This is a genomic window from Bacillus methanolicus, assembly GCF_028888695.1.
In the GTDB taxonomy this organism is placed as follows: domain Bacteria; phylum Bacillota; class Bacilli; order Bacillales; family Cytobacillaceae; genus Bacillus_Z; species Bacillus_Z methanolicus_B.
Map to the genome: position 1 here is coordinate 787347 of NZ_PNFF01000001.1, position 16976 is coordinate 804322.

A 16976-nucleotide genomic window follows, 5' to 3' on the forward strand; every position below is an offset into this window, starting at 1 on the left:
GAGAGAAAGATGAGCGATATAGCCTCCGGCAAGAAAGAGCGATTCCAACTCTTGCTCCAGCAGCTGCAGTTGACTGAAGATGCGATCGTAAAGTATTTTCACAACGCGGAAATCGAAAAAGTCTTGATTGAAAAGAAAGCCAGAAAATGGCATTTTTATTTTCTATTTGATCATATAATCCCTTCTAGTATTTATAACCGTTTTACTACTCGACTGGAAAAAACGTTCTCACATATAGCCAATATCTCATTTTCCATAAAAGTTTCCAATCAAGAAATTACAGACGAGCTCATCACTGATTATTGGAAATGCTGTATTCAAGAAATTGACGGGATATCGCCGCCGCTTTTAAAATTACTAAATGAACAAATTCCAAAGGTTCGAGGAAATAAAATAATTATACAAGCGAGAAATGAAGCGGAAGGGCTTGCGTTAAAAAAGAAATATGCCGAAATGATCACGAACATTTATCAAACATTCGGATTTCCCCCTTTAACAATCGATATCGAAATTTCGAACGAATCGAATGAAGAATATAAAGAGTTTCTGCTTGCAAAAGAAAAAGAAGATCAGGAAAGAGGGCTTCAAGCTCTTGCTGAATTGCAGAAGAAGGAAGCCGAAAAAGAACAGGGGATTGAATCTGAAAATGGTCCTCTCATGATCGGGCTGACAATTAAAGACGATTCCGATTTTAGAAAACTTGAAGAAATCGTTGAAGAAGAACGAAGAGTTGCGATTGAAGGGTATGTTTTCGATGTTGAAACGAAAGAGCTAAAAAGCGGAAGGACTCTATTAACCTTCAAGATTACGGATTATACAAGCTCGATCCTTGTCAAAATGTTTTCCAGAGATAAAGAAGATGCAGAAAAGTTTCAGCGCGTGAAAAAGGGAATGTGGCTGAAAGTCAGGGGCAGCATTCAAAACGATACATTTGTCCGGGATCTTGTCATGATCGGAAACGACATAAACGAAATAAAACCGATTGAAAGAAAAGATACCGCGCCTGAAGGAGAAAAACGAGTCGAACTTCACCTTCATACACCTATGAGCCAAATGGATGCCGTAACATCTGTAAGCACGCTTGTGGCCCAAGCGAAAAAATGGGGGCATAAAGCAATTGCCATTACCGACCATGCAGTTGTTCAATCTTTCCCTGAGGCATTTGGGGCCGGAAAAAAGAATGATATTAAAATCCTGTATGGTCTTGAAGCTAATTTAGTGGATGACGGAGTTCCAATTGCCTATAATAGTGCGCACCGGTTACTCTCGGAAGATACTTTTATCGTATTTGACGTCGAGACAACGGGATTATCCGCAGTCTATGACACGATTATCGAACTTGCTGCGGTTAAAATTCAAAATGGAGAAATTGTCGACCGCTTTGAGTCGTTTGCCAACCCGCACCATCCGCTTTCGGCAACTACGATCGAATTGACAGGAATAACGGATGATATGGTTAAAAATGCACCCGAAGTGGAAGACGTTTTGAGAAGATTCCATTCCTGGGCAGGCGACGGGGTGTTAGTAGCTCACAACGCTTCTTTTGATATTGGATTTTTAAATGTCGGCTATAAAAACATCGGCATCGGAAAGGTTGCCAATCCGGTAATAGATACACTAGAATTAGCCAGGTTTCTGTATCCTGAATTAAAAAACCACCGGTTAAATACACTGGCTAAAAAATTCGACGTCGAGCTCACTCAGCATCACCGGGCTATTTATGACGCGGAAGCTACCGGTTATCTTTTAATTAAAATGCTAAAAGATGCCAATGAAAAAGGCATTAAATATCACGACCAATTAAATGATAAAATGGGCCAAGGAAATGCGTATCAGCGTGCTCGTCCGTTCCATTGCACTCTTCTTGCGCAAAATGAAACTGGTTTGAAAAACTTGTTTAAACTTGTATCGATTTCCCACATTGATTATTTCTATCGGGTTCCACGAATTCCGAGATCCCAGCTCCAATTGCACAGGGAAGGAATTTTAGTCGGATCCGGCTGCGACAAAGGGGAAGTTTTTGAAGGTATGATGCAAAAAGCGCCGGAAGAGGTAGAGGAGATTGCTCAATTTTATGACTACTTGGAAGTACACCCGAAAGAGGTGTATGCCCCACTTATTGAAATGGAGCTTGTACGTGATGAAAAAGCGTTGGAAGAGATTATCGGCAATATTGTAAAGTTAGGGGAAAAGCTAAACAAACCGGTTGTCGCTACCGGTAATGTCCATTACTTAAACCCGCATGATAAAATCTACCGAAAAATTCTCGTAAGTTCTCAAGGGGGTGCCAATCCGTTAAACCGCCACCAACTGCCTGACGTTTACTTCCGCACGACAAATGAAATGCTTGATGCCTTTTCATTCCTCGGTGAAGAAAAAGCAAAAGAAATTGTCGTTACGAATACGAATAAGATTGCTGATATGATCGAAACGATTAAGCCGATCAAAGACGATCTTTATACACCAAAAATTGAAGGTGCGGATGAAGAGATACGGAAAATGAGTTACGAGATGGCCAAGAAAATTTATGGCGATCCGCTTCCTGAAATTGTTGAAGCACGGCTTGAAAAAGAGTTAAAAAGCATTATCGGCCACGGGTTTGCCGTGATTTACTTGATTTCTCATAAACTCGTAAAAAAATCGTTAGATGACGGTTACCTAGTCGGTTCCCGCGGTTCAGTAGGATCGTCGTTCGTAGCAACAATGACGGAAATTACGGAAGTAAATCCTCTGCCGCCTCATTATGTATGCCCGGAATGCAAACATTCCGAATTCTTTAATGACGGTTCGGTAGGATCAGGATTTGATTTGCCTGATAAAGATTGTCCAAAATGCGGCGCCAAATATAAAAAAGACGGCCATGATATCCCATTTGAAACGTTCCTTGGTTTCAAAGGGGACAAAGTGCCTGATATCGACTTGAATTTTTCAGGCGAATACCAGCCAAGAGCCCATAACTATACAAAGGTTCTATTTGGTGAAGATAATGTGTACCGCGCCGGAACGATCGGTACGGTTGCAGATAAAACGGCATACGGTTATGTAAAAGCCTATCAGCAGGATCACAATCTTGAACTTCGCGGAGCGGAAATCGATCGTTTGGCATCCGGACTGACAGGTGTAAAAAGGACGACGGGCCAGCACCCCGGTGGAATTATCGTTGTTCCGGATTATATGGATATTTATGATTTTTCGCCGATCCAGTATCCGGCAGATGATCAATCGTCCGAATGGCGGACAACCCATTTTGACTTCCATTCAATTCATGATAATCTATTGAAACTCGATATTCTCGGACACGATGACCCGACTGTCATCCGTATGCTTCAAGACTTAAGCGGAATCGATCCGAAGACAATTCCTACTGATGATCCTGAAGTGATGAAAATTTTCAGCGGAACAGAAACACTTGGAGTGACAGAAGAGCAAATCATGTGTAAAACGGGAACGCTAGGAATACCTGAATTCGGAACGAGATTTGTCCGTCAAATGCTCGAAGAAACGAAGCCGACGACATTCTCTGAACTTGTTCAGATTTCCGGATTATCACACGGTACGGATGTATGGCTCGGCAATGCCCAGGAACTCATTCAAAATAATATTTGTACATTGAGCGAAGTGATCGGGTGCCGCGATGATATTATGGTCTACCTCATTTATCAGGGGCTGGAACCGGCTTTTGCATTCAAAATTATGGAATCCGTCCGAAAAGGGAAGGGCTTAACGGAAGAGATGGAAGCGGAAATGCGCAAGAACAATGTACCTGAATGGTATATCGATTCTTGCAAAAAAATCAAATACATGTTCCCGAAAGCCCATGCTGCTGCCTATGTATTAATGGCAGTGCGAATTGCATATTTTAAAGTTCATCATCCTCTTTTATATTATGCTGCATATTTTACTGTTCGTGCTGAAGACTTTGATCTTGAAGCGATGACACGCGGTTCACAAGCGATTCGTGCCCGAATTGAAGAAATTAATGCAAAAGGGCTTGATGCTTCTCCTAAGGAGAAGAACCTTTTAACAGTGCTTGAATTGGCGCTTGAAATGTGCGAAAGGGGCTTTTCTTTCGGGAAAGTGGATCTTTACAAGTCGAGTGCAACTGAATTTATTATAGAGGGAAATTCCCTTATTCCGCCATTCAATTCCATTCCGGGACTCGGGACAAATGCCGCATTAAATATTGTGAAGGCAAGAAGCGAAGGAGAATTTTTGTCAAAAGAAGACCTTCAGCAGCGAGGGAAAGTCTCAAAAACAATCTTAGAATTTTTGGAAAACCATGGATGCCTTGATGCACTTCCTGAGCAAAACCAATTGTCATTGTTCTAAAAACTTTTGCAAACCTTTCTTTAACAGCGATTCCATTTGCAATAAATATCCGTTTATGATATAGTTTTATTTGGAAATACTAAGAATAAACTCTAGCTGATAAGAGTGGGGCGACCCACTCTTTCGTGTTTGTTTACACTAATTATCTTAATCGGGACTTTTTCCGGTTTTTTTTTCCTGCAGGTAAGAGATTGTTTGCTAAGGAGGGATATGATTTTGAGCAAGGTATCGGAAATAGTTGAAGAATTAGTAACGCCAATCCTTGATGAAAACGGTTTAGAGTTAGTTGACATCGAATACGTAAAAGAGGGAAAAGACTGGTTTCTCCGTGTATTTATCGATAAGGATACCGGAGTAGATATTGAGGAATGCGGGATTGTGAGTGAAAAGTTAAGTGAAAAGCTTGATGCAATTGATCCCATCCCCCATAACTACTTTCTTGAAGTTTCTTCACCAGGAGCGGAACGCCCTTTAAAGAAAGAGAAAGACTTTGAAAAAGCGGTCGGCAAAAATATTTACATTAAAACATATGAGCCTATTGATGGAGAAAAGACGTTCGAAGGCATCTTAACTCATTTTGACAGAGAAACAGTTAAAATAGAGATTAAAATAAAAACAAGAAAAAAACTGATTGAAATACCGTTCAGTAAAATTGCCAGCGCCCGTTTGGCTGTCAGTTTTTCATAAATGATTGCTTTGCTACATAAAAAAAGAGTTTTTAGAGATTAAAGGGGGAACGATCTCATGGCAAGTGAATTATTGGATGCACTTAATTTACTTGAAAAAGAAAAAGGCATTTCTCGTGAAGTTTTGATTGAAGCGATAGAGGCAGCGCTTGTTTCCGCTTACCGCAGGAATTTTAATCAAGCACAAAACGTAAGAATTGACATGAATCTGGAAAATGGATCTATGCGGGTTTTTGCAAGGAAAGAGGTGGTTGAGGAAGTATTTGATCCTCGACTCGAAATCTCTTTGGAAGACGCTCGGCAAATCAATCCGAATTATCAAGTTGAAGATATTGTTGAATTGGAAGTTACGCCGAAAGATTTTGGCCGAATTGCTGCGCAAACAGCAAAACAAGTTGTAACTCAGCGCGTCAGGGAAGCTGAAAGAGGAATTATTTATTCGGAATTTATCGACCGTGAAGAAGATATTATGACGGGAATCGTTCAGCGCCAAGATTCGCGATTCATTTATGTAAGCCTCGGCAAAATTGAAGCCATTTTGCCTGCAAATGAGCAAATGCCGAATGAACAATACAAACCGCATGATCGCATTAAAGTGTATATTACAAAGGTAGAGAAAACGACAAAAGGACCGCAAATTTACGTTTCCAGAACCCATCCGGGACTTTTAAAAAGATTATTTGAAATCGAGGTTCCGGAAATTTACGACGGAACAGTTGAAATAAAGTCTGTTGCCAGGGAAGCTGGAGACCGTTCAAAAATCTCCGTTCATTCCGATAATCCGGAGGTAGATCCGGTCGGTTCTTGTGTCGGACCAAAAGGAAGCCGCGTTCAGGCGGTTGTAAACGAATTAAAAGGTGAAAAAATCGATATTGTGAAATGGTCCGAAGACCCGGTTGAGTTTGTTGCAAATGCGCTCAGCCCTTCAAAAGTTCTTGATGTTATTGTAAATGAGGAAGAGAAAGCAACAACTGTTATCGTTCCTGATTACCAGTTATCGCTAGCAATTGGAAAACGCGGCCAAAATGCGCGCCTTGCTGCTAAGCTGACCGGCTGGAAAATTGATATTAAGGCTGAATCAGAGGCGCGTGAAGCGGGAATTTATCCGCGCAATGAACAATTGCTGACATTTGATGAAGACGAAGATACCGAAGAAGAATATACAATGGATTAAGGGATGAGGTGAATGATCGTGAACAAACAAAAAAAAGTTCCAATGCGTAAATGTGTTGCAACTGGTGAAATGAAACCTAAGAAAGAACTCGTTCGCATCGTTCGCTCGAAAGAAGGTGTGGTATCCATTGATCCAACAGGGAAAAAATCCGGACGTGGAGCTTATCTGTCTAAAGATAAGGAAGCCATCCTTCTGGCAAAGAAAAAAAATATTTTAGCAAATCATTTGCAAACAACGATAGATGAGACCATATATGATGAGCTCTTAGAGCTTATCGAGAAGGAGAAACGACTATCCTGATGAATTCAAATCAATGGATGTCATTGCTTGGCTTAGCCAATCGAGCTCGTAAAATCATTTCAGGCGAGGAGCTTACCGTTAAGGAAATCAGAAGCGGTAAAGCAAAGCTCGTTTTATTGGCAAGAGATGCATCAGCCAATACGACAAAGAAGATTACTGATAAATGCGGGTCCTATCACGTCCCATATAAAATGGTTGCAAACCGATATCTGCTCGGTCAAGCAATTGGAAAAGAAGCCCGCGTAGTCGCAGCCATTTTAGATGAAGGATTTGCGAAAAAACTGATGACGTTGCTCGATTAATTTTAGCGGGGGTGAAAATATGAGTAAAACGCGAGTTTACGAATATGCGAAAAAACATAATATTTCAAGCAAAGATGTGATATCAAAACTAAAAGATATGAATATTGATGTAAAAAATCACATGGCAACTTTAGAAGAAGAAACGATCAAAAAATTAGACGGAGTTTATATAAAAAAAGAAGAGAAAAAACCACAAAAACAAGGCAATCAACAACAGTCTCAAACAAGTTTAAAGCAAAAACCCGTTATGAATGCGAAGGCAGTGCCCTTTGAAGAAGACGTTGAAAAAAATCCGAGCCGCGTAAAAGTGAAACCTGTTCCTAAAATAAAAGAGGGCAAAAAGCACGATCAAGAAATTCAGTCAAAAGAAAAAAAGGTGTTAAACAAAAATAAGAATAAGAGCAGCAACAATAAACAAAAAAATAATTATAACAAAGGCAAAAATCATCAATCACATCAAGTTCAGCCTCAAAAGAAAAAAGAAAAAGAGCTGCCATCAAAAATCACATTTACGGGATCACTAACAGTTGCAGAGCTTGCAAAAAAGCTTCATAGGGAGCCTTCTGAAATCATTAAGAAACTATTTATGCTCGGTGTCATGGCAACAATCAATCAAGATCTTGATAAAGATGCAATTGAATTGATTGCCGGTGATTATGGAGTGGAAGTGGAAGAAGAGATCCAAGTCGATACGACTGACCTCGAAGTCTACTTTACGAAAGATGATGAAAAAGACCTCGTAGAAAGGCCTCCGGTTGTTACGATCATGGGACACGTTGACCACGGCAAAACGACTCTGTTGGATTCAATTCGGCAATCGAAGGTAACTGCTCAAGAGGCCGGCGGTATTACACAGCATATCGGTGCTTATCAAGTTGTAAAAAACGGTAAGAAAATCACGTTTCTTGATACACCGGGACATGCTGCCTTTACAACGATGCGTGCACGCGGAGCAAGCATTACCGATATCACAATTCTTGTCGTTGCTGCAGACGATGGTGTCATGCCTCAAACAGTTGAGGCCATAAACCATGCGAAAGCTGCTGAAGTTCCAATTATTGTAGCGGTTAATAAAATGGATAAACCTGATGCTAATCCGGACCGGGTCATGCAGGAATTGACAGAACACGGATTAGTTCCAGAAGCCTGGGGCGGAGACACGATTTTTGTCCAAATTTCCGCTCTGAAAGGTGAAGGAATTGATGAACTGCTGGAAATGATATTGCTTGTAAGTGAAGTTGAAGAGTATAAAGCGAATCCAAACCGCAATGCCGTTGGTACCGTTATTGAGGCACAGCTTGATAAAGGCCGGGGATCGGTTGCTACCCTTCTAGTTCAAAACGGCACGTTGAGGGTGGGAGACCCGATCGTTGTCGGAAATACCTTTGGACGTGTGCGTGCTATGGTAAACGATATGGGCCGCCGTGTAAAAGAGGCAGGTCCGTCTACACCGGTTGAAATTACTGGTTTGAACGATGTTCCGCAAGCCGGCGATCGTTTTGTTGTGTTTGATGATGAGAAAACAGCTCGTCAAATCGGCGAAGCGCGTGCTCAACAAGCGATTCAGGCACAACGAGGCGAAAAATCAAGGGTAAGCCTTGAATCATTGTTTGAACAAATGAAACAAGGGGAAATGAAAGATCTAAACGTCATTATTAAAGCAGACGTGCAAGGATCTGCAGAAGCTCTTGCGGCATCATTGCAAAAAATTGATGTCGAAGGAGTAAACATCAGAATCATTCACTCAGGCGTAGGTGCGATTACCGAATCAGATATAACGCTCGCTGCCGCATCAAATGCAATTGTAATCGGTTTTAATGTTCGGCCTGACGTAAACGCCAAACGTGCAGCTGAAGAGGAAAAAGTAGACATCCGCCTGCACCGAATCATTTACAAAGCGATTGAAGAAATTGAAGCCGCAATGAAAGGGTTGCTTGAACCCGAGTTCGAAGAAAAAACGATCGGCCAGGCAGAAGTGCGCCAAACGTTCAAAGTATCGAAAGTTGGAACAATTGCCGGTTGTTATGTTACAGATGGAAAAATTACACGCGACAGCGGTGTTCGCTTAATTCGTGACGGAATTGTCATCTTTGAAGGTACAATTGATGCCTTGAAACGTTTTAAAGATGATGCGAAAGAGGTAAACCAAGGTTATGAGTGCGGTATTACCATTAAGAACTTCAATGATATTAAAGAAGGCGACATCATTGAAGCATTCATAATGGAAGAAGTGGAACGGTAATGGTTATCGGCCTAGCCGCATGTGAATGCATTATTTATGATGCTTCTTCACTGAAAGAGAAAAGGGCAGTGCTCAAGCGCATACTCATGCGCCTAAAGCAAAAATTTAATATTTCCGTTGCGGAAGTCGATCATCAGGATGTTTGGCAGCGTACAAAAATTGCAGTCGTTGCCGTCTCATCCGCGAAGATTTCAGCGGAACAGGAACTTCAAAATGCCCTGAAATTAATCGACTCTTTTCCGGAAATTGAACGGACAATCACCGAAATAGAATGGCTGTAAATCATAAAAGTTCTGTTCGCTTGTTAAGCCGAGCGAACGGAGCTTTCTAAAAATCGAAAGCTACCCGGTTAGACGTGACAGAACGAGGTGAAGTGAAATGAACCTTAGAGCAAACCGTGTTGGAGAACAAATGAAAAAAGAACTTGGAGACATCATCGGCAGAAAAATTAAAGACCCGCGGATCGGGTTTGTTACGGTAACTGATGTCCAAGTAACCGGTGATCTCCAGCAGGCAAAGGTTTTTATTTCGGTTTTAGGTGACGAAGAGCAAAGAGAAAATACTCTAAAAGGCTTGGCAAAGGCTAAGGGATTTATCCGCTCAGAAATCGGACAGCGCATTCGTTTGCGCAAAACACCTGAAATCATTTTTGAATTTGATGAATCCATTGATTACGGAAATCGAATCGAATCATTGCTTCATCAAATTCATAATGAGGAAAAATCGAAAGAAAACCGGAATAATGAGTAAGGATAGACCGATTGAGTCTATCCTTTTTTCGCGCAAAAATCCAAAAAAAGGTGGTGATCCTAAATGGATGGTATTTTGCCGCTCTTCAAGCCAAAAGGAATGACTTCCCATGATTGTGTTTTTAAGCTTCGGAAAATGCTAAAAATCAAAAAAATCGGACATACGGGAACTTTAGACCCGGATGTTGACGGAGTATTGCCTATATGCATCGGCAAAGCAACGAAAGTAGCGGAATACATAACAGAAGCCGGAAAAACGTATGAGGGGCAAGTGACGATTGGCTATTCGACAACAACGGAAGATGCTTCAGGGGACATTGTTGAACAAATTTCAGGTACAAAAAAATTTACAAGGGAAGAAATCGTTCAAGTCTTGCATTCCTTTAAAGGTGAAATTGTCCAGACGCCTCCCATGTACTCTGCCGTGAAAGTCAATGGCAAACGCCTATATGAATATGCAAGGCAAGGAATCGAAGTAGAACGGCCAACGAGAAAGGTAACCATTTATTCGATCGACCTTCTGGATGACAGAAACATTTTTGAAGGCGAGACGGTGAATTTCCGTTTCCGCGTTTCATGCAGCAAAGGTACCTACATCAGAACACTTGCAGTCATGATTGGTGAAAAACTTGGATATCCTGCCCATATGTCTGATTTGACCAGAATTCAATCAGCCGGTTTCACCTTGGCTGATTCTTGGACCTTTGAACAAATTCAGGCAATGATTGATGATGAAACAATTTCTGAAGCTCTATTTCCGATTGAAGCTGCGCTGTCTCATTTGCCGAAATATCAATTAGATGATAAAGTAGCAGAGAAAGTAAAAAATGGTGCTGTATTAAGCACTCCCAAACATTTAGAAAATTTGGAAGGGCCTGTCGTTTTTGAAACAAAAACGGGGATAGCGTTAGCTATTTACAAACTTCATCCTTTGAAAAAAGGCTTTATGAAACCCGAGAAAGTTTTAAGAAATATATAGACCCGTGCAAGAAAAGGTGAATTCAGCGTGGAAATTATTCATATTCATCATCCTCATCAGTTTAATAAATCGGATTTTCCGCCTCTCGCTATGGCGCTCGGTTTTTTTGACGGTGTCCATCTCGGCCACCAAAAAGTGATTGGGAAGGCAAAAGAAATTGCTGATCAAAATGGAATGAAAAGTGCTGTGATGACATTTGATCCTCATCCTTCGGTCGTTTTAGGAAGGAGTGTTCGGCATGTGGAATACATAACACCTTTAGAGGATAAAATCAGGCTTATTTCCGGCTTGAACATTGATTATCTGTTTGTTGTCCATTTTACAGTTGATTTCGCAAACCTTCTTCCTCAAGAATTTGTCGATCAATATATTATCGGTTTAAATGTCAAACATACAGTTGCAGGGTTTGATTTTACATATGGAAGAATGGGAAAAGGCACGATGGAGACTCTTCCATTTCATTCCCGTGAACAATTCGGATATTCTGTTGTTCCGAAATTATCGTCAAGGGATGGAAAAATAAGCTCAACGTTAATCCGGTCATTGATCCGTGACGGAAGAACAGAAGAACTTCCCGATTTGCTCGGACGCTTTTATTCCGTTAAAGGAACAGTCGTACACGGGGATAAAAGAGGAAGAACAATTGGGTTTCCAACTGCTAATATTGAATTAACCGATGAATACATTCTGCCGCCGACAGGTGTGTACGCCGTCCGCATACGGATCAATGATCAATGGTTTCAAGGTGTTTGCAACGTCGGATACAAACCGACATTTAATCAAGTAAATCGTGATAAGCCTTCAATAGAGGTTCATATTTTTCAGTTCGAACAGGAGATATATGGTGAAAAAGTAACCGTCGAATGGCATATCCGTTTACGAAATGAGAAAAAATTTGCTCGGATTGAACAACTCGTCTCACAGATTGAAAATGACCGCCGGGCTGCACTTCAGTATTTTGAGAAAAACAGCGTTTAGACTTGCTTTTTGTCATAAAAAGTTGTATTCTAAAAAGGTATGAAAATGAACCTTTGCTTGGCAAGTCGAATCACCGACGCTTGCTCAGTAATTGGGGATTACAAATAGGAGGTGAAAAGGATGGCCATCACACAAGAACGTAAGAATGAAATCATTAATCAGTTCAAGATTCACGAAAACGACACTGGTTCTCCAGAAGTACAAATCGCTGTCCTTACTGAACAGATTAACAATTTAAACGAACATTTGCGTGTGCACAAAAAAGACCACCATTCACGTCGCGGTCTTTTAAAAATGGTAGGTAAACGCCGTAACCTTTTAACGTATCTACGAAACAAAGACATTCAACGTTACCGTGAGCTTATCAACAAACTCGGTTTACGTCGATAGTCAACAGAAGCGGGATCTTTCCCGCTTTTTCTTATACTGAAATAAAATGAAAATCATAAGTATCTTTTCAGAAAGAAGTACTTGAAAACAGGAAAGTTTCTGATCCAAAATCATACATATTTTCTTAAACATTTTAATGAACAGCTATTTCGTGCATATTATAACTACTTATAATAATAAAGAAAGCATTTCATTAGCTTAAAATATGATTACTTGGTAAAGCAGAGTTTATTTAAAAACCTTGCTTATTCTCTAAGAGTGATTCAGGTAGAGAGGGGTTTAAATACGAATGGAAAATGAGAAACGGGTCTATTCCATGGATTGGGCCGGACGCAATTTAACTGTGGAAATTGGACAGTTGGCGAAACAAGCTAACGGTGCAGTTCTAGTCCGTTATGGCGATACAGTCGTGCTAAGTACGGCAACAGCTTCAAAAGAACCAAAAAATGTTGATTTTTTTCCGCTGACAGTCAATTATGAGGAGCGCTTGTATGCTGTTGGGAAAATTCCCGGAGGTTTTATAAAAAGAGAAGGCCGCCCAAGTGAAAAGGCGATCCTGGCAAGCCGGCTGATTGACCGTCCGATACGGCCTTTATTTGCAGAAGGATTCCGTAATGAAGTGCAGGTTGTCAGCATGGTTATGAGTGTTGATCAGGATTGCTCTTCTGAAATGGCAGCCATGTTTGGGTCTTCCCTCGCTCTTTGCATATCAGATATTCCATTTGAAGGGCCGATTGCCGGTGTCACCGTCGGACGAGTCGGGGGAAAATTTATTATTAACCCTGGCGTTCAAGAAATGGAACAAAGCGATATGCATCTAGTAGTTGCAGGAACAAAAGATGCAATTAACATGGTTGAAGCGGGTGCCGATGAAGTGCCTGAGGAAGTAATGCTGGAAGCAATCATGTTTGGACATGAAGAAATAAAACGATTGATTGAGTTTCAGGAAAAAATTACTTCAGAAATTGGCAAAGAGAAAATGGAAGTTGTTTTATTCGAATTAGATAAGGAACTTGAAGCCGAAGTCCGCGAGATGTGTGAAGCAGACATGATTAAGGCGATCCAAGTACCGGAAAAGCTAGCTCGCGAAGATGCAATTAATGAAGTGAAAAATGAAGTGCTTGCGAAATATGAAGAACAAGAAGCGGACGAAGATACGTTAAAACAAGTAAAACAAATTTTGGATAACATTGTAAAAAATGAAGTTCGCCGCTTAATTACAGAGGAAAAAATACGCCCTGACGGCCGTAAAGTAGATGAAATCAGGCCGCATTCTTCTGAAATTGGAATTTTGCCGCGCACGCACGGTTCCGGATTGTTTACGCGCGGACAAACGCAGGCGTTGAGCGTTTGTACACTTGGTGCATTGGGTGATGTCCAAATTTTGGACGGGCTCGGAATTGAGGAAGAGAAACGTTTTATGCACCATTATAACTTCCCGAGCTTCAGTGTTGGTGAAACGGGTCCCATGAGAGGACCGGGGCGCCGCGAAATTGGACACGGAGCATTGGGAGAGCGTGCATTGGAACCGGTTATTCCATCTGAAAAAGAATTCCCATATACAGTTCGTCTTGTTTCCGAGGTGCTTGAATCAAACGGTTCCACATCTCAAGCAAGCATTTGCGCCAGCACATTGGCAATGATGGATGCAGGGGTTCCGATTAAGGCTCCGGTTGCAGGAATTGCAATGGGACTTGTTAAATCAGGCGACAATTATACGATTTTAACGGATATTCAAGGGATGGAAGACCATCTTGGCGATATGGACTTTAAGGTTGCAGGAACTCCAAAAGGGGTTACCGCATTGCAAATGGACATTAAGATTGAAGGTTTATCACGGGAAATACTCGAAGAAGCCTTGCAGCAAGCGAAAAAAGGCCGCATGCAAATCCTTGATTCCATGTTAAAGACGATATCCAAGCCAAGAGAACAATTATCGAAATATGCTCCAAAAATCTTAACGATGACAATAAATCCTGAAAAAATTCGTGATGTAATCGGACCTAGCGGAAAACAAATTAACAAAATTATCGAAGAAACCGGTGTAAAAATTGATATTGAACAGGATGGAACAATCTTCATTTCTTCCATAGATGAAGAAATGAATCAAAAAGCAAAGACGATTATAGAGGACATTGTCCGGGAAGTTGAAGTCGGACAACTCTATCTCGGTAAAGTAAAACGGATTGAAAAATTTGGTGCCTTCGTTGAAATCTTCAACGGCAAAGATGGCCTCGTTCATATTTCAGAATTGGCTGAGGAACGGGTAGGCAAAGTCGAAGATGTTGTATCGATCGGTGACGAAATATTAGTAAAAGTAACCGAAATCGATAAACAAGGCCGCGTCAACCTTTCACGAAAAGCAGTACTAAAAGAACAGCGTGAAAGACAAGCAAAATAAAAAGAGCCAGGGTTGCCCCTGGTTTTTTTAACGCTTTAAAGCATCGCGGGCCAGACCCGCACTACGTTAATGCGTTAAAGTGCGTTTTTTGATAATGGCCGTTCTACCTTGTCCCAGATTTACATATTGTAAAGTGAAGGGGGCAGGATCGAATGAAAAAGGTCGTCCATTTGGCTTTATTTCTTTTATTTTCAATGTTCGTGATCAATAATCCGTTAATTTCCCAATATATATCTAAATTAAAAGCAGATTCTATTACTGTAAATCAAACAACAAATCCTTTGTTTCAGGAAATAAATAATCGTGCAGGCGAATATGAAAAAAAGCCCATTAATGCTAAAATAGATCGGGTATGGAAAGCAATTCCCGGATATAATGGGATTAAAGTTGACGTTCCGGCTTCATACAAAAAAATGAAAAAGGACGGTAAATTTAGCGAAGAAAAATTAGTTTATAAGCAAATAAGTCCGGAAGTGCATCTTTCTGATCTTCCGCCAGCCGCTGTTTATCGGGGGAATCCGGAAAAACCGATGGTCAGTTTTATTATTAATGTTGCCTGGGGAAATGAATATCTTTCCGGAATGCTAGCAACCTTAAAAAAACATAATGTTTCAGCAAGTTTTTTCTTAGAAGGAAGATGGGTAAAAAATAATCCCGAGCTTGCGAAAATGATAGCCGAAGCTGGACACGAAATAGGAAACCACTCGTACACACACCCTAATATGAAAACATTGCCCCCTGCTGAAATAATCAAAGAAATAAAGAGAACGAATGAAGTGATAGAAGCGACAACTGGAAACAGGCCGAAATGGTTAGCACCACCAAGCGGTTCCTATCGTGAAGAAGTCGTAAAAATAGCTTCAGAATTTAATATGGGCACTGTCATGTGGAGTCTCGATACAATAGACTGGCAAAAACCAGCACCGGAGGTTCTGATTAACAGAATCATTCCAAAACTTCACAATGGTGCGTTAATTTTGATGCATCCCACGGAGTCAACTGCAAAAGCATTAGACCAATTAATATTGCAAATTAAACAAAAAAATTTGAAAATAGATACAGTTTCCAGCTTGTTAAGTGAAGAAAGGATTGTCCAAAATGAATGAAATGAATCGTCATTTTATTTTGGAAAAAAGAAAGATTATGTTATATACTAACTTATTGCAGTACTCTTGAAGCAGCGGGTTTTTAGAACAGGAGGAGTTTTATTTGATAAAGAAATATACATGTCAAAATGGGGTAAGAATCGTTTTAGAAAATATTCCAACCGTACGATCCGTTGCGATCGGTATTTGGATTGAAACAGGATCCCGTAATGAAAACCCCCAAAACAATGGTATTTCTCACTTTCTTGAGCATATGTTTTTTAAAGGCACGAAGACGAGAACAGCAAAAGAAATTGCCGAATCATTCGATAGTATTGGCGGACAGGTGAATGCTTTTACTTCAAAAGAATATACATGTTATTATGCAAAGGTTCTTGACACGCATGCCAATTTTGCTCTTGACGTACTTGCGGACATGTTTTTTCATTCTACCTTCGTTGAAGAAGAAATGGATAAAGAAAAAAAGGTTGTATTTGAAGAAATAAAAATGTATGAAGATACACCTGATGATATTGTCCATGATCTTCTAAGTAAAGCAGTGTATGAAAAACATCCACTTGGATATCCGATATTAGGAACGGAAGAAACGCTGGAATCTTTTACAAGCGACACATTGAAACAATATATACATGATTTCTATACACCAGAAAATGTCGTCGTTTCTATCGCCGGCAATGTTTCTGAATCATTTATTAAAGAAGTTGAAAAATACTTCGGATCGTATGAAGGCGGTAAACGAAAAAACACGCAAATTCCTCCTCAGTTTCATGCCAACCGGATTTCTCGGAAAAAAGATACCGAACAAGCCCATTTATGTATTGGATTTGAAGGACTGCAGGTAGGCCATGATGATATATACAGCCTGATTGTATTAAATAATATTCTGGGAGGCAGCATGAGCAGCCGCTTATTCCAAGAAGTCCGTGAGCAAAGAGGTTTAGCGTATTCAGTCTTCTCCTATCATTCCGCTTATCAGGACAGCGGAATTGTCACGATATATGGTGGAACGGGCGCCAAACAATTGAATGTGTTGTTTGAAACTATTCAGGAAACTCTTGAAAAGCTAAAGCAGGAAGGGATTACTATAAAAGAATTGAATAATAGCAAAGAACAGTTGAAAGGCAGTTTAATGCTGAGCCTTGAAAGTACGAACAGCAGAATGAGCAGAAACGGAAAAAATGAATTATTGTTGGGACGCCATCGCTCTCTTGATGAAATTGTCGAGCAAATCGATCAAGTAACAAAGGAAAGTGTTGATCAAATGGCACATACGATTTTTAATGATCAATATTCGATTGCATTAATCAGCCCTGATGGCGAACTTCCGAAAAATATATAAG

At 40.5% G+C, this 16976-nt stretch carries 14 protein-coding genes; all 14 read left to right on the top strand.

Annotation, left to right across the window (positions count from 1 at the left end; all coding sequences use genetic code 11):
- Positions 1–9 precede the first annotated feature (9 nt).
- A complete protein-coding gene (locus C0966_RS04040; RefSeq protein WP_274853924.1) occupies positions 10–4329 on the top strand; it encodes a PolC-type DNA polymerase III in 4320 nt (1439 codons plus the stop codon).
- Positions 4330–4542: 213 nt separating this feature from the next.
- Positions 4543–5016 carry a ribosome maturation factor RimP gene (rimP, locus tag C0966_RS04045; RefSeq protein ID WP_274855708.1) on the top strand — a complete coding sequence of 158 codons (474 nt, stop codon included), beginning with the start codon at positions 4543–4545 and terminating at the stop codon, positions 5014–5016.
- Positions 5017–5073: 57 nt separating this feature from the next.
- Positions 5074–6189: a transcription termination factor NusA gene (nusA, locus tag C0966_RS04050; protein WP_274853925.1), complete on the top strand. Its 1116-nt coding sequence runs from the start codon at positions 5074–5076 to the stop codon at positions 6187–6189.
- Between the two features lie 18 nt (positions 6190–6207).
- Entirely contained in the window at positions 6208–6489 is a 282-nt protein-coding gene (gene rnpM, locus C0966_RS04055; protein WP_003349106.1) for an RNase P modulator RnpM, read from the top strand.
- Positions 6489–6791 (top strand): YlxQ family RNA-binding protein, encoded by a 303-nt coding sequence (locus tag C0966_RS04060; RefSeq protein WP_274853926.1) that lies wholly within the window; start codon positions 6489–6491, stop codon positions 6789–6791. Before rnpM ends, C0966_RS04060 begins: the two co-directional genes overlap by 1 nt.
- Positions 6792–6810: 19 nt before the next feature.
- On the top strand, positions 6811–9033 hold the full coding sequence (gene infB, locus C0966_RS04065) for a translation initiation factor IF-2 (RefSeq protein WP_274853927.1): 2223 nt from the start codon (positions 6811–6813) through the stop codon (positions 9031–9033).
- The gene (locus C0966_RS04070; protein ID WP_274853928.1) at positions 9033–9314 is read left to right on the top strand and encodes a DUF503 domain-containing protein; all 282 of its coding nucleotides are present in this window, start codon (positions 9033–9035) and stop codon (positions 9312–9314) included. The genes infB and C0966_RS04070 overlap by 1 nt, the downstream gene beginning before the upstream one ends.
- Before the next feature lie 97 nt (positions 9315–9411).
- Complete coding sequence (gene rbfA, locus C0966_RS04075) at positions 9412–9783, top strand: 30S ribosome-binding factor RbfA (RefSeq protein ID WP_274853929.1); 372 nt, start codon at positions 9412–9414, stop codon at positions 9781–9783.
- 63 nt (positions 9784–9846) lie between these two features.
- Positions 9847–10761 (top strand): tRNA pseudouridine(55) synthase TruB, encoded by a 915-nt coding sequence (gene truB / locus C0966_RS04080; RefSeq protein WP_274853930.1) that lies wholly within the window; start codon positions 9847–9849, stop codon positions 10759–10761.
- 27 nt (positions 10762–10788) lie between these two features.
- Positions 10789–11739, top strand: coding sequence for a bifunctional riboflavin kinase/FAD synthetase (gene ribF, locus C0966_RS04085; protein WP_274853931.1), 951 nt, complete (start codon positions 10789–10791; stop codon positions 11737–11739).
- A 120-nt stretch (positions 11740–11859) separates the two neighbouring features.
- Positions 11860–12129 carry a 30S ribosomal protein S15 gene (gene rpsO, locus C0966_RS04090; protein WP_003350144.1) on the top strand — a complete coding sequence of 90 codons (270 nt, stop codon included), beginning with the start codon at positions 11860–11862 and terminating at the stop codon, positions 12127–12129.
- A gap of 289 nt (positions 12130–12418) precedes the next feature.
- Positions 12419–14530, top strand: a complete 2112-nt coding sequence (gene pnp / locus C0966_RS04095) for a polyribonucleotide nucleotidyltransferase (RefSeq protein ID WP_274853932.1) — start codon at positions 12419–12421, stop codon at positions 14528–14530.
- A 152-nt stretch (positions 14531–14682) separates the two neighbouring features.
- A complete protein-coding gene (locus C0966_RS04100) occupies positions 14683–15636 on the top strand; it encodes a polysaccharide deacetylase family protein (protein WP_274853933.1) in 954 nt (317 codons plus the stop codon).
- Positions 15637–15739: 103 nt separating this feature from the next.
- Positions 15740–16975 (top strand): M16 family metallopeptidase, encoded by a 1236-nt coding sequence (locus C0966_RS04105; protein ID WP_274853934.1) that lies wholly within the window; start codon positions 15740–15742, stop codon positions 16973–16975.
- The last annotated feature ends 1 nt before the right edge of the window (position 16976 follow it).